The organism is Belliella baltica DSM 15883, from assembly GCF_000265405.1.
Lineage (GTDB): Bacteria > Bacteroidota > Bacteroidia > Cytophagales > Cyclobacteriaceae > Belliella > Belliella baltica.
This window is the reverse complement of record NC_018010.1, coordinates 2,487,426-2,508,300: the sequence shown is the minus strand read 5'-3', so window position 1 is coordinate 2,508,300 and position 20,875 is coordinate 2,487,426. Positions and strand designations below refer to the sequence as shown.

The 20,875-nt window shown below is 35.9% G+C and carries 22 protein-coding genes; 12 read left to right on the top strand and 10 right to left on the bottom strand.

Annotated elements, in window-relative coordinates:
• Positions 1-12: 12 nt before the first annotated feature.
• On the bottom strand, positions 13-378 hold the full coding sequence (locus tag BELBA_RS11505; RefSeq protein ID WP_014772869.1) for a response regulator: 366 nt from the start codon (positions 376-378) through the stop codon (positions 13-15).
• A gap of 552 nt (positions 379-930) precedes the next feature.
• Here BELBA_RS11505 and BELBA_RS11500 point away from each other — a divergent pair.
• The 5 genes from BELBA_RS11500 (at position 931) to BELBA_RS11480 (ending at position 8,781) form a co-directional block, all read left to right on the top strand.
• Complete coding sequence (locus BELBA_RS11500) at positions 931-2,313, top strand: TIGR00341 family protein (RefSeq protein WP_014772868.1); 1,383 nt, start codon at positions 931-933, stop codon at positions 2,311-2,313.
• A gap of 89 nt (positions 2,314-2,402) precedes the next feature.
• Positions 2,403-2,867 (top strand): YciI family protein, encoded by a 465-nt coding sequence (locus BELBA_RS11495; protein WP_014772867.1) that lies wholly within the window; start codon positions 2,403-2,405, stop codon positions 2,865-2,867.
• 331 nt (positions 2,868-3,198) lie between these two features.
• Positions 3,199-5,310, top strand: a complete 2,112-nt coding sequence (locus tag BELBA_RS11490) for a glycoside hydrolase family 97 protein (RefSeq protein WP_014772865.1) — start codon at positions 3,199-3,201, stop codon at positions 5,308-5,310.
• A 274-nt stretch (positions 5,311-5,584) separates the two neighbouring features.
• Positions 5,585-6,442: an alpha/beta hydrolase gene (locus BELBA_RS11485; RefSeq protein ID WP_014772864.1), complete on the top strand. Its 858-nt coding sequence runs from the start codon at positions 5,585-5,587 to the stop codon at positions 6,440-6,442.
• Positions 6,443-6,603: 161 nt separating this feature from the next.
• On the top strand, positions 6,604-8,781 hold the full coding sequence (locus BELBA_RS11480) for a penicillin acylase family protein (RefSeq protein ID WP_041779335.1): 2,178 nt from the start codon (positions 6,604-6,606) through the stop codon (positions 8,779-8,781).
• Between the two features lie 169 nt (positions 8,782-8,950).
• Here BELBA_RS11480 and BELBA_RS19085 read toward each other — a convergent pair whose 3' ends face one another.
• The 3 genes from BELBA_RS19085 to BELBA_RS11465 are packed head-to-tail and all read right to left on the bottom strand — an operon-like array spanning position 8,951 to position 11,156.
• Positions 8,951-9,382, bottom strand: a complete 432-nt coding sequence (locus tag BELBA_RS19085; protein WP_052307627.1) for a type II toxin-antitoxin system VapC family toxin — start codon at positions 9,380-9,382, stop codon at positions 8,951-8,953.
• Between the two features lie 2 nt (positions 9,383-9,384).
• A complete protein-coding gene (locus tag BELBA_RS11470) occupies positions 9,385-9,627 on the bottom strand; it encodes a DUF6364 family protein (protein ID WP_014772861.1) in 243 nt (80 codons plus the stop codon).
• Between the two features lie 59 nt (positions 9,628-9,686).
• Positions 9,687-11,156 carry a cryptochrome/deoxyribodipyrimidine photo-lyase family protein gene (locus BELBA_RS11465; RefSeq protein ID WP_014772860.1) on the bottom strand — a complete coding sequence of 490 codons (1,470 nt, stop codon included), beginning with the start codon at positions 11,154-11,156 and terminating at the stop codon, positions 9,687-9,689.
• A gap of 15 nt (positions 11,157-11,171) precedes the next feature.
• On the opposite strand from BELBA_RS11465, the gene BELBA_RS11460 reads away from it, so the two are divergent.
• Positions 11,172-11,489 carry a TIGR03643 family protein gene (locus tag BELBA_RS11460; protein WP_014772859.1) on the top strand — a complete coding sequence of 106 codons (318 nt, stop codon included), beginning with the start codon at positions 11,172-11,174 and terminating at the stop codon, positions 11,487-11,489.
• A gap of 48 nt (positions 11,490-11,537) precedes the next feature.
• On the opposite strand, the gene BELBA_RS11455 is transcribed toward BELBA_RS11460, so the two are convergent.
• The 4 genes from BELBA_RS11455 to BELBA_RS11440 form a co-directional block, all read right to left on the bottom strand.
• Positions 11,538-11,873, bottom strand: coding sequence for a rhodanese-like domain-containing protein (locus BELBA_RS11455; protein ID WP_014772858.1), 336 nt, complete (start codon positions 11,871-11,873; stop codon positions 11,538-11,540).
• 82 nt (positions 11,874-11,955) lie between these two features.
• Positions 11,956-12,189 (bottom strand): hypothetical protein, encoded by a 234-nt coding sequence (locus tag BELBA_RS11450; protein ID WP_014772857.1) that lies wholly within the window; start codon positions 12,187-12,189, stop codon positions 11,956-11,958.
• A complete protein-coding gene (locus tag BELBA_RS11445) occupies positions 12,170-13,060 on the bottom strand; it encodes a sterol desaturase family protein (protein ID WP_014772856.1) in 891 nt (296 codons plus the stop codon). The genes BELBA_RS11450 and BELBA_RS11445 overlap by 20 nt, the downstream gene beginning before the upstream one ends.
• Positions 13,061-13,138: 78 nt before the next feature.
• Complete coding sequence (locus tag BELBA_RS11440; protein ID WP_014772855.1) at positions 13,139-14,584, bottom strand: MBL fold metallo-hydrolase; 1,446 nt, start codon at positions 14,582-14,584, stop codon at positions 13,139-13,141.
• 138 nt (positions 14,585-14,722) lie between these two features.
• Between BELBA_RS11440 and BELBA_RS11435 the strand changes: the two genes are divergently transcribed.
• From BELBA_RS11435 to BELBA_RS11415, 5 genes are all read left to right on the top strand, one after another.
• On the top strand, positions 14,723-15,316 hold the full coding sequence (locus tag BELBA_RS11435; protein WP_014772854.1) for a class I SAM-dependent methyltransferase: 594 nt from the start codon (positions 14,723-14,725) through the stop codon (positions 15,314-15,316).
• 73 nt (positions 15,317-15,389) lie between these two features.
• Positions 15,390-16,196 carry a universal stress protein gene (locus tag BELBA_RS11430; RefSeq protein WP_014772853.1) on the top strand — a complete coding sequence of 269 codons (807 nt, stop codon included), beginning with the start codon at positions 15,390-15,392 and terminating at the stop codon, positions 16,194-16,196.
• 187 nt (positions 16,197-16,383) lie between these two features.
• Entirely contained in the window at positions 16,384-16,932 is a 549-nt protein-coding gene (locus BELBA_RS11425; protein ID WP_014772852.1) for a PAS domain-containing protein, read from the top strand.
• A gap of 29 nt (positions 16,933-16,961) precedes the next feature.
• The gene (locus BELBA_RS11420) at positions 16,962-17,405 is read left to right on the top strand and encodes a PAS domain-containing protein (RefSeq protein WP_157466084.1); all 444 of its coding nucleotides are present in this window, start codon (positions 16,962-16,964) and stop codon (positions 17,403-17,405) included.
• A 60-nt stretch (positions 17,406-17,465) separates the two neighbouring features.
• The gene (locus BELBA_RS11415) at positions 17,466-17,738 is read left to right on the top strand and encodes a histidine kinase dimerization/phospho-acceptor domain-containing protein (RefSeq protein WP_041779332.1); all 273 of its coding nucleotides are present in this window, start codon (positions 17,466-17,468) and stop codon (positions 17,736-17,738) included.
• A 3-nt stretch (positions 17,739-17,741) separates the two neighbouring features.
• Here BELBA_RS11415 and BELBA_RS11410 read toward each other — a convergent pair whose 3' ends face one another.
• Both BELBA_RS11410 and BELBA_RS11405 read right to left on the bottom strand, forming a co-directional pair.
• Positions 17,742-18,578, bottom strand: a complete 837-nt coding sequence (locus BELBA_RS11410; protein WP_014772851.1) for an alpha/beta hydrolase — start codon at positions 18,576-18,578, stop codon at positions 17,742-17,744.
• A 270-nt stretch (positions 18,579-18,848) separates the two neighbouring features.
• Positions 18,849-19,688, bottom strand: coding sequence for a 1,4-dihydroxy-2-naphthoyl-CoA synthase (locus BELBA_RS11405; protein WP_014772850.1), 840 nt, complete (start codon positions 19,686-19,688; stop codon positions 18,849-18,851).
• A gap of 94 nt (positions 19,689-19,782) precedes the next feature.
• Here BELBA_RS11405 and BELBA_RS11400 point away from each other — a divergent pair, with 94 nt between their 5' ends.
• On the top strand, positions 19,783-20,859 hold the full coding sequence (locus BELBA_RS11400; RefSeq protein ID WP_014772849.1) for an AMP-binding protein: 1,077 nt from the start codon (positions 19,783-19,785) through the stop codon (positions 20,857-20,859).
• The last annotated feature ends 16 nt before the right edge of the window (positions 20,860-20,875 follow it).

Sequence of the window (20,875 nt, the reverse complement as noted above, 5' to 3'; positions counted from 1 at the left end):
ATCAAACCAAATTTATTGATTGAGCAACTGTTCTATAACATCAATTTGCAATGGTTTGATAAGAAATCCTGACACTGATTCAAACTCTTTACTTTTAGCATAATCATCTGGATCCATAGATGAACTAAGCATGTTCACATTTATATTTATTTTCTTAGATGCGAGTCTTTCTAGGAATTCCCAGCCACTCATCTCGGGCATGTTGATATCTAATAGAAGAAGGTCTGCAGAATTTGTTTCGAGCCAATCTAATGCCAGAAAAGGATCTGAAAAGAAAATTAGTTCCAATTCAGGTTTTATCCTGATCATATTTTTCTTGTTGATCATGTGCTGGATTTTATCGTCATCCACAAAAATAATTTTACTTATGTTTTCCATTTTTTAAAAAAGAGTTTTGTTGAAAATCTATTGCCAACCCTTATCCTAAAGTTTATACGGTGAAAATCAAATTACAGATCTAAGTAGACTTTGTATCATCATTTAAATTCAAAATTAAGATTTTATCCATCTAAGGGCATAATTTTAGAAGAAAAACATTATTAGACTTATCTAAATTATTTAGGGTGATATAATTTAGTTAAGACTAAAAATATCATAATCAATTTAATTTCAATTATTTAAATTATTTCATCAAAATTTTAATTGATACATTTCTGTTCCTTATGATTCTTAGGTTTTCAATGGCATCAATTCCCTTAGACAACAGAAATAGCTCATTAAAAAGGACTAATTATTAGTTCTCCATCCTTCAATACTTTAATAATCTACCTATATTTTGACATAAAATCAAGTATTCATTTGATTTGAAAACAGCCTTCCCTCCTACCTATTTGAAATATGTATTTTGAAAAACAACAGCTGTAAAGAGAATAATTTTAAGCTTGAATTTTAAAAATTTCTCTATCTTGGAGGGTTCAAATCAGACACAACATGAATCAAAACCAAGAGCAAAAACCAATAGGATTGAGAGATAAGATCCTTCATGTTTTACTTTTTTTTAGAGATAGATTTGATCTTCACGAGGGCAAAGAAGACGAGCTTGAGACCATAGATTATGTCAAAAAGAATATAGAATTTAGAGGTGCTAATCTTTGGATTTTGATCTTTGCCATCTTCGTAGCATCTGTAGGATTGAATGTAAATTCTACAGCAGTCATCATAGGTGCCATGTTAATTTCGCCCTTGATGGGTCCGATTATGGGGATAGGAATGGCTGCAGGAATTAATGATTTTGAGTTGCTCAAAAGATCTCTGAAAAATCTAGGAATTGCAGTTTTGATCAGTATTCTTACAAGTACAATTTACTTCTCATTCACTCCGCTGATCGATGCCCAATCAGAACTTTTGGCCAGAACAGAACCTAGTATTTGGGATGTACTCATAGCACTATTTGGAGGGTTAGCGGGTATCGTCGCAGGCTCGAGAAAAGAGAAAAGCAATGCCATTCCTGGGGTGGCTATTGCGACCGCTTTGATGCCTCCACTTTGTACCGCGGGCTATGGCCTGGCAACGGGGAATCTCTATTATTTCTTTGGAGCATTTTACCTCTTTTTTATCAATTCAGTATTTATCAGTTTGTCCACTTACCTGATCGTTCGCTTTATGAAATTCCCTAAGAAAGAATTTCTCGACCGAGATCGTGAAAAAACTGTAAAAAGATACATCACTATATTCACTTTATTGACAGTGGTGCCAAGCATCTACTTGGCATATAATATCGTGACAAGAACATTTTGGGAGAAAAATGCCAAGCAGTTTATCACCATGGAAATGGATTTCCCCAGAGCGCAAATCATTGCTAGTACTTATTTGTATGATGCAGATAGCAGCAGCATAGAAATCTCTATGGTAGGTCAGCGGATTGATGATGAAGAGATAGCTAGACTTCAAAACAAACTCAAGGCATATAGTCTTACTAAAACTTATTTGAAGATTAAGCAAAGTGGAGATGGTACACCTGACCTCAATTTGTTGCGTTCAGATGTACTCAAGGATCTTTATGAAAGAAATGAATTGCTAATCCAAAATAAAGATCAAAAGATTTCCTTTTTGGAAAATGAGCTTTCACAATATACAGAGTCAAGCAAACAGGTTTTAGATTTAGCAAATGAGGCGAAAATCAACCATTCGAGCTTGGTGAGTTTTTCTTTGAATAGGGCTATTATTGCTGATGTTTTGGAAAATAAACAGGATACTATATTGATGGCTTATGCCAAATTCCGTCAACGCCCTAGCGCTCAAGAAAGAAAAAGATTTGAAGATTGGCTAAAAATCAGGACAAAAGCAGATACGGTTTCTTTGATTATTCAGTAGAGGGAATTTTAGATTGTAGATCTAAGATTTGAGATTTGAGAACTTTGAATGTAGATTTAAGTAGGACATACAACATTAATAAAAAGCACATGAAAAAGCTGATTTCTATTTTATCAATTTCAATCCTAATGATAGGGTTTTCAGTTAATTCATTTGCTCAGAAGGCAGAGTATGATTCGGCTTTAGCTTCTAAACTTGGTGCAGATGATTATGGAATGAAGCGCTATGTAATGGCCTTTTTACTAGCGGGGGATCGTGTTCAAGAATACGCTCCTGAAGAACGAGCAGAAATTCAAAAAGGTCACATGGCCAATATCACCAAATTGGCTAATGAAGGTAAATTGGTAGTCGCTGGCCCATTTATCAATGGAGGAGAAAAGAGAGGTGTCTTTATATTTGATGTTGCAACAAAGGAAGAGGCTGAAGCTTTGACCAATACCGACCCTGCTGTAAAAGCAGGTGTCTTGAAAATGGAATTGGTCGAATGGTATGGTAGTGCAGCATTAATGATGCTGACAGAAATTTATCCAAAGCTTCAAAAGAAGGATTTTTAAAGATTTCCAGTAATGGCGCCCCGAATGTAAAAATTTCAATTAAACGAATAATTGCCAACCATCTACTGTCAACTGCAGCTGGAAAGAAACTGAAAACATTATTTTTGGCAAACTCAGATCAGAAGCAGACTCACGTTTATTTTTTTTCAGAATTTCTATTATTTGTCTTAGCAATTTTTTTAAATACAAAATATCAAACGTTTGCATAAATTATTTACTTCAAAAATGCCTTAATATTCTTTAAAAAGCTTTTTTAGGTAATTTCTAAGCGCTAATTTCGAAAGACAGCTAAGCCTTTTAGCTGATTTTACTCTGAAATAACCCTATTGATATGAAAAAGTTAGTAAACATTATTCTTCTCTTCAGCCTGAGTTTTTTGGCTATGGGACAACAAATCAGTTCTCCAAATGGAGAGCTACAATTGGATTTTGAATTGAAAGAAGGAGTTCCTTATTATTCTTTAAATTACAAGAACAAACCTATAATTCTTCCAAGTAAACTAGGGCTTGAACTAAAAGGAAAGTCTGACTTTACAAGTGGATTCGTCATCTCTAATGCTGACAAAAGAGAATTTGATGAAACTTGGGAGCCTGTGTGGGGCGAAGAAAAAAGTATCAGAAATCATTATAACGAAATGACTTTGACCCTGCATCAAGATGCTGAGCATGACCATAGAACTTTGGTCATAAGATTTAGGCTTTTTGATGATGGACTAGGATTCAGATACGAATTTCCTTCACAGCCTAATTTGGCACATTTCATTATTTCAGATGAAAAAACACAATTCGCTATGGCGGGAGACCATACTGCTTTTTGGATTCCTGGCGACTATGATACACAGGAATATGACTACGTAGAGTCAAAGCTATCCGAAATTAGAACTTTGATGACGCAAGCCATCACTGCCAATGTTTCACAGACTTCCTTCTCTCCTACTGGAGTTCAGACTTCATTGATGATGAAAACAAAAGATGGTTTGTATATCAATTTGCATGAAGCTGCCTTAATTGATTATGCGACGATGCACTTGAATTTGGATGATGAAAAGATGATTTTTGAATCCTGGTTAACTCCCAATGCAAATGGAGACAAAGTGTACTTACAAAGTCCGTCTGTCAGTCCTTGGAGGACAATAATCGTTTCAGATGATGCAAGAGATATATTAGCATCAAGAATCACCTACAACCTCAACGAGCCTAATAAAATTGAAGATACTTCTTGGATCAAGCCGATGAAATATGTTGGTGTTTGGTGGGAAATGATCACAGGAAAAAGCAGTTGGGCTTATACAGATGAATTCCCTGCTGTAAAATTAGGAGTTACGGACTACAGTAAAGCCAAGCCAAATGGGAAACATGGTGCAACTACTGCCAATGTCAAAAGATATATAGATTTTGCTGCTGAACATGGTTTTGATGGGGTTTTGGTAGAAGGTTGGAATATCGGGTGGGAAGATTGGTTTGGCAATGCCAAAGATTATGTCTTTGATTTCGTCACTCCGTATCCTGATTTTGATCTAGAAGGTGTGAGAGATTATGCGAAAGTAAAAGGTGTAGAAATGATCATGCATCACGAAACTTCCTCCTCTGTCCGAAACTATGAAAGACAAATAGACAAGGCTTACCAATTCATGAAAGACAATGGCTACAATGCCGTCAAAAGTGGCTATGTGGGTACCATTCTCCCTTTTGGAGACAATCATTACAGTCAGTGGCAAGTTAATCACTATCAATATGCAATAGAAAAAGCAGCTGAATATCAAATCATGGTGAATGCCCACGAGGCTGTTAGACCAACAGGTATCGGAAGAACATTTCCTAATCTGATTGCGAATGAATCTGCTAGAGGAACAGAATATCAGGCTTTTGGAGGGTCGAAACCAAATCATGTGACCGTATTGCCATTTACAAGACAGATTGGAGGACCGATGGATTATACGCCAGGGATTTTCGAAATGGATGTCAGTAAGCTTAATCCTGATAATAATTCTTGGGTGAACAGCACGATTGCCAATCAACTTGCACTATATGTGACAATGTATAGCCCATTACAAATGGCCGCAGATTTACCAGAAAACTATGAAAGGTTTATGGATGCCTTCCAATTCATCAAAGATGTAGGTTTGGACTGGGAAAAAAGCGTTTATTTGGAAGCTGAGCCAGGTTATTATCTCACCATTGCAAGAAAAGAAAAAGGAACTGGAAATTGGTTTTTGGGAAATGTCAATGGAAATGAAGGAAGAACTGTAGAGATCAAATTTGATTTTCTTGAAGCTGGGAAGAAATATGAAGCCATTATTTATTCAGACACTAAAGATGCGCATTACAGAAATAATCCTCAGGCTTATGAAATCAAAAAGATAAAATTGACCAGTAAGTCTAAGCTTTCTCAATACAGTGCTCCAGGAGGAGGATTTGCGATCAGTATTATGGAAGTGCAGTAAGCTTATCTGACTCTAAATACTACTGTAAAACCAAATTTAGGCAAGATCAAGACGTCAACGGTCGACAGTCAACAGCAGATTCAATTAATATGAAAAGTTTTATTTTAATTGTTAAAGGTAGGCAAGTAGAAAATCATGTTTGAATTAAGATGAAGGCGGAATTCAGGTTGATTCCGCCTTTTGCTTTACCGTCCACCATATTTTTAACCTTATTCTGTATTAATCACTTTTCGTTTGGATTCGAATGCGTATTTTAGCTATATAAAATATTTATATGGCTAAATCCTCGAAATTAACCCTTTTATTCCTCTTCTTCTGCCCAATACTTCTGCTAGCCAAGATAGATACGATTGAGGTGTTCAGTAAAGCAATGAATAAATCCCTCAAAGCAACTGTGGTGTTACCGAGCGATAGTGAAGTTAAAGATAAGGATTACCCATCTGTTTATGTCCTTCATGGAGCATGGGGTGGTTATCTGGATTGGCATAAAAATGTCACCAAACCCAACCTCCTTCAAAATCTCGCTGATCAATATCAAATGATTTTGATTACTCCTGGTGTGGCTCCTTTTTCCTATTATTATGATAGCCCATTAATGGATTCTGTCCAATACGAAACTTACATCAGCAAAGAATTAATCCCTTTTGTTGATCAGAATTATCCAACCAAAAAAGACAAAAATGCGAGAGGAATCACTGGTTTGTCGATGGGAGGACATGGTGCGATGATGATTGCGGCCAAACATCCTGATCTATTTTCTGCAGCTGGGTCGATGAGTGGCGTGATGAATATTGATGTGAGAACTTGGATTGGAAATGAAAGTACACAAGAGGAGCGGAGGAAAAGTCAAAGAGAAATGCTTGGAAACATCAATTATGATTATCCTTATAGCCCTTATACTGCTGTGGGACTGATTTCAGAGATGAAAGAAAATAAGATTGCACTTTTGATAGATTGCGGTATTGATGATTTTCTGATAGAGACAAATAGGCAACTTCATCAACTTCTCTTAGAAAATGGCACTCCACATGAATATACAGAGCGCCCGGGTGCACATACTTGGGAATATTGGACAGAGGCACTTCCTTTCCATATCTTATTTATTCATCAGGCTTTTGAGAAAAAGAAATGATTAAAAGCTGTGATTTCAATAATTTCAAATAGAAATTCTTACCACCCAAAGCCAATTTCTTCCTTCTTCATTTGAATCAGCTTTTGAATTCGGATCAAATGGTTATTTTAGCTTTTCAAGATGTACTCAGCACCCAAATCTAAAATTAGAGAAATAACCTAATCACCAAGTTCAAAAGATCTTTATTACTGCTTATTAGCTTAGTTTACTTTGTACATACGAATGCACAAACAGAATTAAGTAAGTGGGAATCTTATGCCCAAAATACAGAAATCATCAGAGACCAATATGGAGTCCCGCACATCTATGGTAAAACAGATGCTGATGCAGTGTTTGGGATGATCTATGCTCAATGTGAAGATGATTTCAATCGGGTAGAAACCAATTACATCAATGCGATGGGTAGAATGGCTGAAGTAGAAGGAATCAGTCAACTCTATGTAGACTTGAGAATGAAACTCTACATCGATCCTGAAGTAGTCAAAAAAGAATATGAAAATAGCCCAAAATGGCTCAAAGATCTAATGGATGCTTGGGCAGCCGGAATCAATTATTATCTTCATACACATCCAGAAGTTAAGCCAAAGCTTTTGACGAAGTTCGAACCTTGGATGGCGCTTACTTTTAGTGAAGGCAGTATTGGTGGTGATATTGAGACCATTTCGCCCAATGGATTAAAAGCATTTTATGATAACAAAGCGCACGCGTTTTTAACTTACACCGAAAGAGATTGGGAAGAAGAACCAAAAGGCTCCAATGGTTTTGCGATCGCTCCCAAACTAACTCAGTCTGGCAATGCCATGCTGATGATCAATCCACATACTTCTTTCTATTTTAGACCTGAAGTCCACATGGTCAGTGAAGAAGGGCTCAATGCTTATGGGGCTGTAACTTGGGGACAATTTTTCATCTACCAAGGCTTCAATGAATATAATGGCTGGATGCATACCTCGGCCAAGGCTGATGCCATTGATCATTTCGCCTTGACTGTAGAAAAGAAAAATGGTAAGTATCATTACAAATTTGGCGATGATTGGAGACCATTCACCGAAAAGAAAATCACTATCAAGTATAAAGATGAAAATAACTTGGCTCAAGAGGAATTTACTGCATTTTACTCCCACCACGGCCCTGTCATTCGAGAAGAAGATGGGAAATGGGTCGCAATTGCATTGATGGTTGAGCATGAAAAAGCACTTACTCAATCCTATAAAAGAACAAAAACAAAAAACCACGAGGAGTTCAAAGCAAATATGAACTTGAAAACAAACTCCTCCAATAGTACTGTTTATGCCGATAGAGATGGTAACATCGCATACTACCATGGCAATTTTATACCGAAAAGAGATCCACAGTTTGATTGGAGAAATGTAGTAGATGGTAGTAACCCAGCTACTGACTGGCAAGGGCTACACGAAATTGAGGAAATGATCTTTATCTATAATCCGGAAAATGGCTGGATTCAACATTGCAATTCGGACCCTTTCAATGCACTAGGAGTAGATAGCCCAAAAAGAACTGACTATCCAGCTTATGTCGCTTGGGATACTGAAAATGCTCGTGGACTGAATGCGGTAAGAATTCTTTCAGAGGCGAAGGACCTAACTTTAGAAAGATTGATCAAAGATGTGGCATACGAACCTACCCTGATGGCATTCAAACCAATGATTCCAGCGCTCGCTCAAGCATTTCGTAAGCTTCCTAACTCTGATCCAAGAAAAGAAAAATTGAAAGAGCCAATTGGGATTTTAGCAAACTGGGATTTGAAGACGGGCATTCATTCTGTCGGAACCTCTTTGGCTATTTTCTGGGGGAATCAACTGATGGCAGAAGGTCGAAGAATGGATAGAGCATGGGATACTTATATTTTTGATTTCTTAGCGACAGAAACGAGCGACGAACAGAAGCTATCAGCATTTGAAAAAGCTGTAGAAAAATTGACAGAAGACTTTGGCTCTTGGAATACCCCTTGGGGAGAAATCAACAGATTCCAACGTGTTACCAATGAAATACAAGGTAAATTCTATGATGATTTACCGAGTTTACCTGTTGGATACAACTCTTCGCTTTGGGGTTCTCTAGCGGCTTATGGCAGTAGGGCTTACCCTAATACGAAAAAATGGTATGGAAATGTAGGAAATAGTTTTGTGGCAGCTGTTGAATTTGGAGAAAAAGTTAGAGCTAAATCCCTTCTAGCAGGTGGCCAAAGTGGCAATCCTTTCTCCCCTCACTTTGTAGATCAAGCAGAAATGTATAGCAAAGGTGAATTCAAAGAAGTCAGCTACTATAGAGAAGATGTACTGAATAATGCAAGGGCTATTTATAAGCCAGGTTTTTGAGGAATAATAGTTGGTTGAGTTATTTGGGAATTGAGTTACTAGTTGATTGAGTGATTAAGTGATTGAGTTATTTGGATATTGCCTGAAATCAAAGTATTTGAATCCGAGTCAAAATCAATGAAAAGACTATCACTGGGGCTTTTGATGTGGAAATGGACTGATTAAAAATTTATTCTATCCCACTTTGAAGAATAAAATTTAGTGGATCGATAACTTTTATTTTTGAAGCAAAAAAATCTTTTGAGTTGGTCGTTATAATTACTTCAGCATTGCAACTTAATGCAGAGGCATATTGCAATCCATCTTCGTAATCTGGCCAAAAATTGTAAGAAATTCCCTTAAGAGTTTCAGGTTCGAACCTACCAATTTCTAATAATTCTAGATAGGCATAGGCCCTATTTGAGGCAATTTTGGCACTCGCATATTTCTTTTCTAAAAAATATAATAACTGATAAAAAGTTACAATACTTATCAAACCTCTAAACTTATCATCTTGAATATTTTGAAAAATAAGATCTATAGCTTTTTGCAGAATGGGCTCCGCATCACAAGAGTGAAATGAAAGAAGCACGTTGGTATCTAAAAAAATTCTTTTCATCATACTTACATTTGACGTTTTCTTCTTTTAGACAAATGTTTTTCAATTTCATTTTCACTTGGTCTCAGACCAGCATCCTTAAGTGATTTTAATCTATCAGATAAAATCAATTCTCTTTCATTAAATTTTTTCAATGAAAGTAGATACTTCTCCACTAATGAACTCACACTGGTATTGTTATCTTTTGCAAATGATTTAGCCCAGTCGATTACTTCCTGATTGTCAATACTTAAAGTTAATTTGGACATACGTGTCAATGTTTGAATTATCCACAACAATATACGTGCAATAATTTAAAATCAAAAACTCAAGGCCAGCGATTTGGCACTGTATGAAAGTTCAAAACTCTATTGGCTTCTTCGATGACGGCAGGATGTTTTTGTGCATTCCAAATTTGATCACGCGCATATTTCCCTGATTTTTCCAAGTCCACAATTGGAAAAGGATAATCAACTCCTAGCCTGAAACCCATCATTTCTTGCTCAATGCTAGTAATTTTCCAAGGCTCGTGAAGTAAACTAGAAGGAAGCTTTCGCAACTCTGGAACCCATTTTTTTATAAACACACCATCTGCATCATGATCCTCAGATTGTTTCACAGGATTATAAATTCGAACTGTATTGATGCCTGTTACACCAGCTTGCATCTGAAGCTGAGGATAGTGGATTCCTGGTTCGAAATCCAGAAATTGTCTAGCCAAAAAGTCCTTCCCTACTCTCCAATCCTGAAATAAATGATGAGTCAAAAAAGAGACAACCATAGCTCTCATGCGAAAATTGAGATAGCCTGTTTCTTTGAGGCAACGGACACAAGCATCCACCAATGGATAGCCAGTCATGCCTTCTTCCCAGGCCTTGACTTTCTTTTTATCTAAGGGTTTTGCGAGATGTTCAAATCCTGTATTTACATGCTCCTTCTCCATTCTACATTCCATCTCAAACTTCTGAATGAAATGGCAGTGCCAGCGTAACCTTGACTGGAAATTAGTCAGGTTCCTTTTCTGAAACCCTTCTTTCTTCCTCTTTTCCGCAGCTTGGTAAACCTGACGGATTGATAGGTTCCCCCATGCGATATACGGTGATAAGCGACTACAACCCTTTCTACTCAATTCTGGCTTGGAAATATGCTTATTATAATTTTTAGCCCGCTCAGCAAAAAACGACTCGAAATATTTATAAGCAGTACTTTCTCCTCCTTTTTGCATCATTGGATGGATTATTTTCCAAGATTCTGGAATGATTTTATTGAGAAGTTGATCTTCAAATGATTTGGATAAAGTATAAAACTTCCCATTCTTCAAATCTGGATTCTGAAGAGGCATACTCATTTGTGCATACCACTCCTGCGACCAGTTTTTTCGATTTCTTCTTCCTCTTTTTACTCCTTGCTGTAGAGATTCTTTCCAGATAATATTATTCTCTTTAAAAAAACGCTTCATTCTTAAATCTCGGTCAAAAGTAACTTTTATATCTGTTTCAATATGAGAAAAGACAGTATGTACCCGATAGACTTTTACCAATTTTTCAAAAAAATCTAAAGGGTCAGCAAAATAAAAATGAACTTTAGTGTCCAAAGAAACCAATTGCTGATTGATATCTTGAAGGCTTTGATAGACAAAACGCCAATGCCTTTCATCACTTTGAGGAGCGGACACAAGTTCAGGTTCGAAAAAATAAACCATAATCACGGGCAATGCTGAATCTATGGCATTTTTTAAAGGTTCGTGATCTTTTAACCTTAAATCTCTTTTGAACCAAATTACATTAACTTCCTGCATAAACTGAAAACATTTATGACCATGCAAGGTTTGAAAAATATGAATAAAACTACGACACTAAAAGACGAAGAAATTGATAGGATTGTAGAAATGGCTTGGGAAGACCGAACTTCTTTTGATGCTATCGAAAGGCAATTTGGGATCCCAGAAAAAGAAGTCATCAAAATCATGCGAAGAGAAATGAAAGCTTCTTCATTTAGGATGTGGAGAGCCCGTGTGCAAGGAAGAAAAACAAAGCATGCTAGCAAGGCAACTGAAGATGTCAATCACTTCAAATGCAGTCGTCAAAAAGTCATTACTTTGAATAAAATCAGCAAAAGAAAAGCCCGATAGATACTACCGAGCTATTCTCAATCAATCTACTTTCAATCAATAAATATCTTAAACTATATCATAAGGCCAGCCCATGATTCCATCGGCAAGATTATTTACATGTTCAAAGCCATTTTTTGCCATAAGAGAACAAGCTTGACCGCTTCGATTACCACTTCGACAATACAAATAGTATTTTTTATCCTTGGGTAAGTTCTGGATTTGATTGATAAATCCGGAACCCATGATATCGATGTTTCTCGCACCTTTGATTTTTCCTGACTGAAATTCCCCAGCGCTTCTCACATCGATCAAAACTGCATCTGAAGCAGTAATACCTTTTTTGAAGTCTTCTGAGTTAAGGTCTGTATAGTTTTTTGGTTGTGTTCTAAAGAAATTAAACATAGCTATTTGTTATATTTTACCTTACAAAGGTACAGTACAAATCAAATAGCTACAGTAACCTTTATCACTTAGCTCCAACGGTTTATTTACTCGAGAAAAATTTCTTTTTCAGATGTATAAACATCAATCTTAAAAGCAAAAAGAAAGGAATACCATGAAAGAAAAAGTCAAACCAATCCATCATTTCCATCCCTTTGGCACCACCTAGAATCCACTTTATTTTTCCAAATAAATGTGGCTCAGGCACAAAGGGAGCTAAACCCAAAGTAAGACATAGGAGAATGACAAATCTCCAATTATTGATTGTAGTTTTCATTTTTCTTTTGAATAAAAGGGTAAGTAACCTGAGACCAAAATGATTTTGGGAATGTTTCCATACCATCAAAACCCAGTGGTTCATCCTTGCCTTCATTTGGAATGTAAGCAGTTCCAAACAAATAATCCCAAACACTCAAGGTCAATCCATAATTAACACCATTTCTACCTTCCGGAAGCTTCTTGGCATGATGCCAAATATGCATGATCGGATTATTGAGAATATATTTCAATGGGCCATAAGTAATCCTTAAATTCGCGTGATTGAGATGACCTATGGCGGTGGTAAATATGTGGACTATAAAGAAATCAACCAAACCAAAGCCAATCATCGCTAAAGGTATATATTGGACTGACTTATATATGATCGTCTCCATCCAATGAAACCTCAGATGGGCAGCAAATCCCATCTCTTCGACCGAATGGTGCACCTTATGAAACTCCCAAAGTGCAGGATATCTATGCAAGGCTCTGTGAACATTCCACTGTATGAAGTCTGCCAACACAAAAAGCAATAAAAACTGCACCCAAACTGGCCAAGTCTCTACATGCAAAGCAACGATATTTTCTAATCCAAAAATGCCTAGAAAATCATTGAATGCTTCTACAGCTATATTTGAAATGGCATTGTAAGCAATCAATGAAAAAAGAAAGAAGTTGAAAAACATATAAAAACCATCTAGCCAAAAATCTTTTCTCAAAGCACCTTGCTTTTCTCTCCAAGGAAAAATAATTTCTGCCAACCAAACCAATAAAGATAAGCCTATCAACCACCAAAAATAATTGGTCCAGGAAGGAAATAGAATTTCATTTTTCAGATAATCAAAGTATCCAAAATAAGCATCTTGTATGATTTTTATATATTTTTCCATAAGTATTGATTCTTTCCTGAAAAAGAGGGCAACCCATCAGGCAGCCCTCAATCAAAATCCATAAACCACAAACTGTCTTTATTGATTGTATTCTTTGATAGCAGAACCCATATCAATTATTTTTGTTCCTTTGAGGATTTGATGTAAGATACTACTTCCGGAGGCAGACCTATATCCAGTACCACAATGTACTACTATCGGTTTGTTTGTCGGTAGTTCACTGGCTCTTTCCATTAATTCAGGCAAGGGGATATTAATAGCATTTTCGAATACTTTCTTTTGATCCACTTCCCCTTTATTTCTAATGTCTAATATTGTAAAAGCATCCGGATTCTTGTCAAAACTCTCTTTATCAAATGTTGGCATACTTTCTCCAGAAGCTTCAGAATATACAAATGCTCCTTTGATAAAAGGTTCATAACCTATTTTTGCTGTCTTCGAAATCAACTCTTTCAATTCTATTTCTGAAGCTGCTACGAGATAGAATTCCTTTGATGGAGGAATAATACTTCCCAACCATGTTTCGAATTTTGCTCCATTCATGATGTTTATGGCATCAGGAATATGGTTTGTTTTGAAATCAGCTTGATTTCTTCCATCAATTACAACTACACCATTTTTTGGTGTTGAGTTTGCTTCTAGAACCTTGACATTTCCGATTACTTTTTGATAGGCATCTGCTCCTTTGCGATTTAGCTCTACACTGTAAGGGAAATATTTTGGAATAAAAGGCTGGTCTTCTAACAAGATAGCAACAAACTCTTCTTCAGTCATAGGCTGCAATGCATAATTAGAAAGCTTTTCTTGACCAATGGTACTCACTTTTTCCTTACTCAAAGACTTTCCGCAAAGTGATCCAGCTCCATGTGCAGGATATACCAATACTTCATCATCCAACTTCATCAATTTCTCCCTGGTACTATGATACATCATTTTAGCCAATTCCGTACGCTGTGCTTGGATACTCCCCGCTGCTTCTCGCAAATCTGGCCTTCCCACATCACCAATGAACATGGTGTCTCCTGTAAATACAGCAATATCAACCCCATCTTCTTCCAAAATTATTGATATACCATCAGGCGAATGACCAGGAGTAAACAAGGCTTTGAGTCTCACACCGTCGGCTAATTCTATCACATCTCCCTCATCAAATGACGTAAAATCATAATGTACATTGACCAATTCACTGATATAGATTGGAACATGGAGGGTCTGCTGAATTTCCAAATGGGAACTTACAAAATCCGCATGTGGGTGAGTCTCTATAACACCAACGATCTCAGCATCTTTCTCTTTTGCAAAATCATAATATTGCTGAGGATCTCTTCCTGGATCGATCAAAATCACTTTTTCATCAACATATATTGCATAGCTAAAATGTGCAAGTCCATCATCTTCAAATTGCTTGATTTCGGATTTTTGAGGTGATCTTGCTTGAATAAGATTTTCAAATTGCGCAATGGAATGAAAGTTGACCATCATTCCCAAAAGCAATACAAATATTGTCCTTGTGTATTTTTTCATATTTATGCTTTATTTCCAATTTGGGTTTATCAGAGTTACTCCAAATTCATACTCAAATTTAATAGTTTCAAAAGAGTTAGATTGTGATCAAAGTTACACTTTTTCGAACTTCAATTACCGTAAATTGTAATCAAAAAAATGAAAGATTTTTGGAATCAAAAATTCGATAAAACCCCTTTACTCTACGGAGAACTTCCTAATGTGTATTTTAAAGAAAAACTTAAAGAACTCAAACCAGAAAAAATCTTCTTGCCAGGAGATGGAGAGGGAAGAAATGGAGTTTATGCAGCATCTTTAGGCTGGAGAGTAGTCGCACTTGATCAAAGTGAGGTAGCCAAAGCAAATGCACTTCAACTTGCGGATAAAAAGCAGGTCTCTATAGATTACTTGATCATGGATATACAAGAATTTTCCTGCGAGGAGCAGTTTGACACCATAGCGATGATCTATTTTCACTTACCTATTTCCATACTAAAAAGCATACATGATCAACTCAATAAATGTCTCAAAAAAGGAGGTAATATTATCATAGAAGGGTTTGGTAGAAGGCAATTAGATTATAATTCTGGAGGTCCAAAAGACAAAAACATGCTCTATGACTTAGAAGAATTAAAATCATCATTTCCTGATTTTATATGGAAAGAACAGTTTGATGGTATCTTAGATTTAAAAGAAGGTAAAGGACACGATGGACCAGCACATGTAATCAGATTATTTGGTACAAAAATTTGAAATATATAGTTGCTTAATGTAGTGGTTCTTCCACTTAAACTTTCTTATCTTAGAAGTCTAACTTCTGACAGACATGAAAATTCTCGTTCCTACTGACTTTTCTGAAAACGCTAATAATGCACTCACTTTTGCTAAACACATGGCAAAATCTCAAGGTGAGGTCCAAATAACTTTATTATTTGCTTTTTATGCTGTATATGACTTTGCTTCTAATGTAGCTCAAATCGTAGATAGTATAGAATCTGACGCCAAAAAAGCAATGAAAAGAGCTGTAGAATTAGCTTTAGATGAAGGACTTCAGATTGATTATAAAATTCTCCAAGGCACAGTATCATCGACAATTACTTCAATGGCTTATCGAGAAGATTATGATTTAATTATTATGGGAACGCAAGGTGCAAACGGTATAAATAAAACTCTTTTTGGGTCAAACACTGCTCATGTTATTAAAGAGAGTCAGGTTCCTGTAATCTCAGTCCCAAACGAAGCAAAATGGGAGCATATTTCCAAAATTGTAGTTGGGTCCGAACTTGATCAAGCAGAAAGCAAATTTTACAAAAAATTACTTAAAATAACGAGTAAATTACTTTTTCCCTACGAGTTTGTCCACGTAGATTTTGATAGAAATCAGGAGTTTCAGCCAAATTTTGAAGCTTTAGAAAATCAACTAAGAGCCTTTTCTTCAAGTATTTCATTTATTACAAAAACTATTCAAGCTGATGCTGTATTGACAGGAATAGAAGAAAGTTTAAGCAATAAATATGATGCTTTGCTGGTCATGTTTTACAAAAAGAAATCTTTTTTTGAATACTTATTTGATGAAAGCGACTCTGTCAAAATGCTCTATCATACTCACCTTCCTCTTTTGATACTTAAATGATTTTAAATTTACAGCTTATAGTTTATCATATATTAATTTAGTTCATATTTTGTTTTTTGTATTATGAAATAAGACAATTGTATCTTATTTTTTTATAATATAAAGTTTCTGATTTCAGAATTATAACTCTTATTTTTAGCACTTTGAATGGAAGAATTCTTCAAAGATTTGATTAATGAACCCTCCGATGGAATCTCAAAATATATACAAATGTCACTTACCTGACTGGTTATTGATGTCAGGTTTGTTTTATGTCGTGATTACCGACATGGAAGGCAAGTATTTATATGTAAATGATTTTTTCAGTAAACGATTCACAAACTATGACGATTCTTATGATAAAAAATACTTTACTGATACGGTTGTTGTAGAGGACGTTCAAAAAGCTATTGAAACTGCAAGAGCGTGCATATTGAATCCCAACCAAGCCTACCTGGTAGATCTTAAAAAACCACTTGGTAAGGGAAAAAGTACTATAAACAGTCGGTGGACTTTTTCACTCTTAACAAAGGACGATGGAACGCCAATAGGAATCTTTTCAATTGGGTATGAAATAAGTGATAAAGAAGAAGTGAGCAGCGATCTTGCCATTAAACTTTGTGATCTATCGCTTGTTTTTAAAAACAGTGCTGATGCTTTTTTGCTCCTTGACAGCAATCAAAAAATACTTTCTTACAATAAATCAGCGCAAAAGTTTTTGGGTTTAAAATTCATGCTTGAAGAAGATGTTTTATGAAATGTGTTTGCCAAAATATTGAAGGAGAAATGCTGAAAACAATTGACTTAGCATCAAAAAATCAACAAATCGGTACTTTCAAGGCATATAACAAAGATTTAGATCTTTATTTTTATGGGATAAGTGTCCCTATAGAAGGCGGGAGCTTTGTGATTTTTAGAGAAAATACAAAGGATCAAAAGTCGAAAATCAAACTTCAAGACTCTGAGAACAAGCTAAAAGCTATATTAGACAGTACACCTGATTGTATTGTTTTAATTGATAGAAATTTTAAAGTCTTGGCGATGAACAAAGTTGCTGTAGAATTTTGCTTAGATGCGCATAAAAAAACAATGAATGAAGGGGATGATTTTAGAAGCTTCATTTTTATGGAAATAGCGGGAGAATTTCATCATCTGTTCAGTAAAGCGCTAAAAGGTGGAATATCAAAATTTGAAAAAGAAGTTGAAGTTTCAAGTAAAAAGAAAAAATAGCTTGAGTTTACACTTTACCCTGTCTATGACACCAAAAATGAAATAATTGGTGTCAGCCAATTGGTCAAGGACATTACAGAATCAAAGAAAAATCAAGAGGAAATTGAAATTCAATACAATAAATTAAAAAAAATAGCATGGGTTCAATCCCATGAAGTCAGAAGACCATTAGCTAATCTAATGGGGCTTGTTCAAGTCTTAAAAGAAGAAAGAGGAACTTTAGATACAAATCAAATCAATGATTTTTTTGCAGGCATAATTGTAGAAGCAGAAAAGCTAGACGAGAAAATTAGAGAAATTACAAAAGCAACTGAACAGCAAAAGGAAGAGTAGTTATTAAATTCTTTCTTTGACCCAATTCACAATATCATTCATAATAGACTCTTTTTCTATTTCATTGAGTAATTCATGATAAAGGTTAGGGTATTTTAATAATGTTTTATCTTCCACTCGTGCATTTTTGTAAAGCATGTCGCTACCAAGCGGGTTTGTGAGCTGATCATCAGAGCCATGGAGAATTAAAACAGGAGCTTTAAATTGATTTGATTTTTCTCCAATTTCTCGCATCATTCTCAAGAGTTCATAGCCAGTTCGGGCAGGTATCGCATCAGAATAGACCAAAGGATCTTCATCATACTTTCTTACCTCTTCAAGATCGTGAGAAATAAGTTTACTATCTAATTTGAGCACTTTGAGTTTTGGAGCAAGCTTACTGATTAAAGAGGAAATTGCGATCAAAATTTTAGAAATATTATCAGCTGGTTTTAATGCTGCCGCACTTAAGATAACCCCTGCTGCATCAGGTTGGTAATCTATTACATATTTCGAAACGAGCCCGCCTCCCATACTATGACCAAAAATAAATGCGGGTAAACCTTTATAATATGATTTAACCTTTCCAAATAAGGCATCGATATCTTTAAGATAATCTTCATAATTTGAAAAATAGGCGCTAGGTTTCGGCAAGGATGATTTGCCATGACCTCTTCCATCAAAAGTGAATACGGCAATTCCTTCTCGAACCAACCTCTCAGCAAAATGCAAGTACCTACTACTATGTTCTCCTAAACCATGGACCAACAATACAGCCGCTTTGGGCTCTTCAGGCATCCAAGCTTGCAAGTATAGTTCAATATTGTCATGGGTTGTGTAAGCTGTTTCGAAGTGCTTCATATGAGTACGGGTTTATGATTTAAGATTGAGTTTAGATTGTAGAGTTTAGATTTTAGATTTGGCTAAAGCCCTTTTTGAATCTTGAAATTTATATTTCCTCCAGCTAAAGCGAGAGACAATTGAAATGAAGAAATCTTTTTTTAATCAATAGTCAATTTAATCAATTGGGATGGTGCTTTAGCCCATCCTTTAGAGTTCAATAAAGCTAGCTTATGGCTTTAGCCAAACTATTTTCCTCCCATTAAAATCTACCTTCTAAAATCTAAAATTCTAAGGAATCCATTTGACATCTTTAAAATTCGGTTTCCTTTTTTCCAAAAATGCATTTCTTCCTTCTTTGGCTTCATCTGTCATATAAGCTAAACGGGTAGCTTCCCCAGCAAATACTTGCTGTCCTACCATTCCATCATCTGTAAGATTAAATGCAAATTTGAGCATTTTGATTGAAGTTGGAGACTTAGCTAAAATTTCCTGAGCCCATTCGTAAGCTGTATTTTCTAATTCATCGTGAGGGATGACCGCATTGACCATACCCATTTCATAAGCTTCCTGTGCCGAGTAGTTTCTTCCTAAGAAAAATATTTCTCTCGCTCTTTTCTGACCAACCATTTTTGCCAAATAGGCAGATCCATAGCCACCGTCAAAGCTCGTCACATCAGCATCCGTTTGCTTGAAAATCGCATGTTCCTTACTCGCTAAAGTCAAATCACAGACTACGTGCAAAGAGTGGCCTCCTCCTACTGCCCAGCCTGGTACAACAGCAATGACCACTTTTGGCATGAATCTGATCAAACGCTGAACTTCCAGGATATTTAACCTGTGATAGCCATCTTCACCCACATATCCCTGATGCCCTCTCGCACGCTGATCTCCTCCTGAGCAAAAAGCATAACCTCCATCCTTTGGTGAAGGGCCTTCACCAGAAAGAAGGACTACACCTATAGAAGTATCTTCCATCGCGTCATAAAATGCGTCATATAATTCACTTGTGGTTTTTGGACGAAAAGCATTTCGCACCTCAGGTCTATTAAAAGCAATTCTAGCTACTCCGTTACATTTTTTGTAAGTGATATCTTCGTATTCCTTTGCAGTTATCCAATCGATAGTCATGATTTTTCCTTTTTTTATTTTCATGCAAGATAACAGGCTTGCTTGAATTTTGTTGAATTTTGAGAAAGGCATTATCTTGTGGCAATCAAAAATTATGGGCAGCTTCATCTACAACAATCAGAATTATACATTTGAGCAAATAAAGACTGGAAATTGGTTTATTAAAGACGACTATATTGATCAAACTTTCACTTTTTGTAAAAATTGGCTGAATGATCAGGAAGAATTCGAACTCCAAACTTCAGGATCTACAGGAACTCCGAAAAAAATCAATATCAGCAGATCTCAAATGGAAGTTTCAGCCCTTGCTACTCAATCTTTTTTCAAAATTGAACCTGATTCAAAACTCTTGGTTTGTCTGAATACTCGCATGATCGGTGGCAAAATGATGCTGGTCAGAGGGATGAAATGGAATGCGAATATTTATTTGACCAAACCCGAGGTGAATCCACTTTTACTTTTTGATGAAAATCAAAAAATTGATTTCTGTGCCATGGTTCCAATGCAAATAGAAGCCTGTCTCTCTGATAAAGAAACTGCTAAAAAACTCTCCAACATCAAAATCCTTATCATTGGAGGAGCCCCTTCTTCAGCTGATTTGATTGATAGAATCATTCAATCAAAAATCAATGCCTATCAAACTTATGGCATGACTGAGACCGTTTCCCATATTGCTTTAGCAAAAATTGAGGGGAGCGAATTAGTCTATAGAACACTACCTGACGTAAGAATTGGAACTGATGATGAAAATAGATTATGGGTTGAAGCTCCAATGGCTAAGGAAAAACGCTTGCAGACAAATGACTTAGTTCAGTTAATTGATACGCATTCCTTTAAATGGATTGGGAGAGCTGATTTTACTATCAATTCAGGCGGGATAAAAATCCAAGCGGAAAGTTTAGAAGCTCAATTGGGTAAGTATATCCACCCGATTTATGGAAATGTTTCATTTTTTGTCATTGGACAAAAAGATCAAAAGTTGGGAGAAAAGGTAGTTTTATTTATTGAGACCTCCTCAAAAGAGGAAAAAAAGGCGCAAGAATTGCTAACTAATCTTAAAGAAAACTTACAAAAATACCATTGTCCGAAAAACATCTATTTCTTACCTGAATTTGTCAAAACTGACTCAGGAAAAATTAACCGAACAAAAACTTCTCAAATATGCTTTTGAATTTATTGCTGACTCT

What these genes read in the sequence shown, in the direction of transcription:
- BELBA_RS11460 (WP_014772859.1), top strand. Translation starts at nt 11,172, where the DNA reads ATGACCATGCAAGGTTTGAAAAATATGAATAAAACTACGACACTAAAA.
- BELBA_RS11445 (WP_014772856.1), bottom strand. Translation starts at nt 13,060, where the DNA reads ATGGAAAAATATATAAAAATCATACAAGATGCTTATTTTGGATACTTT.
- BELBA_RS11470 (WP_014772861.1), bottom strand. Translation starts at nt 9,627, where the DNA reads ATGTCCAAATTAACTTTAAGTATTGACAATCAGGAAGTAATCGACTGG.
- BELBA_RS11400 (WP_014772849.1), top strand. Translation starts at nt 19,783, where the DNA reads ATGGGCAGCTTCATCTACAACAATCAGAATTATACATTTGAGCAAATA.
- BELBA_RS11420 (WP_157466084.1), top strand. Translation starts at nt 16,962, where the DNA reads ATGCTGAAAACAATTGACTTAGCATCAAAAAATCAACAAATCGGTACT.
- BELBA_RS11500 (WP_014772868.1), top strand. Translation starts at nt 931, where the DNA reads ATGAATCAAAACCAAGAGCAAAAACCAATAGGATTGAGAGATAAGATC.
- BELBA_RS11435 (WP_014772854.1), top strand. Translation starts at nt 14,723, where the DNA reads ATGAAAGATTTTTGGAATCAAAAATTCGATAAAACCCCTTTACTCTAC.
- BELBA_RS11505 (WP_014772869.1), bottom strand. Translation starts at nt 378, where the DNA reads ATGGAAAACATAAGTAAAATTATTTTTGTGGATGACGATAAAATCCAG.
- BELBA_RS11430 (WP_014772853.1), top strand. Translation starts at nt 15,390, where the DNA reads ATGAAAATTCTCGTTCCTACTGACTTTTCTGAAAACGCTAATAATGCA.
- BELBA_RS11440 (WP_014772855.1), bottom strand. Translation starts at nt 14,584, where the DNA reads ATGAAAAAATACACAAGGACAATATTTGTATTGCTTTTGGGAATGATG.
- BELBA_RS11410 (WP_014772851.1), bottom strand. Translation starts at nt 18,578, where the DNA reads ATGAAGCACTTCGAAACAGCTTACACAACCCATGACAATATTGAACTA.
- BELBA_RS19085 (WP_052307627.1), bottom strand. Translation starts at nt 9,382, where the DNA reads ATGATGAAAAGAATTTTTTTAGATACCAACGTGCTTCTTTCATTTCAC.
- BELBA_RS11495 (WP_014772867.1), top strand. Translation starts at nt 2,403, where the DNA reads ATGAAAAAGCTGATTTCTATTTTATCAATTTCAATCCTAATGATAGGG.
- BELBA_RS11455 (WP_014772858.1), bottom strand. Translation starts at nt 11,873, where the DNA reads ATGTTTAATTTCTTTAGAACACAACCAAAAAACTATACAGACCTTAAC.
- BELBA_RS11450 (WP_014772857.1), bottom strand. Translation starts at nt 12,189, where the DNA reads ATGAAAACTACAATCAATAATTGGAGATTTGTCATTCTCCTATGTCTT.
- BELBA_RS11425 (WP_014772852.1), top strand. Translation starts at nt 16,384, where the DNA reads ATGGAATCTCAAAATATATACAAATGTCACTTACCTGACTGGTTATTG.
- BELBA_RS11465 (WP_014772860.1), bottom strand. Translation starts at nt 11,156, where the DNA reads ATGCAGGAAGTTAATGTAATTTGGTTCAAAAGAGATTTAAGGTTAAAA.
- BELBA_RS11490 (WP_014772865.1), top strand. Translation starts at nt 3,199, where the DNA reads ATGAAAAAGTTAGTAAACATTATTCTTCTCTTCAGCCTGAGTTTTTTG.
- BELBA_RS11405 (WP_014772850.1), bottom strand. Translation starts at nt 19,688, where the DNA reads ATGACTATCGATTGGATAACTGCAAAGGAATACGAAGATATCACTTAC.
- BELBA_RS11485 (WP_014772864.1), top strand. Translation starts at nt 5,585, where the DNA reads ATGGCTAAATCCTCGAAATTAACCCTTTTATTCCTCTTCTTCTGCCCA.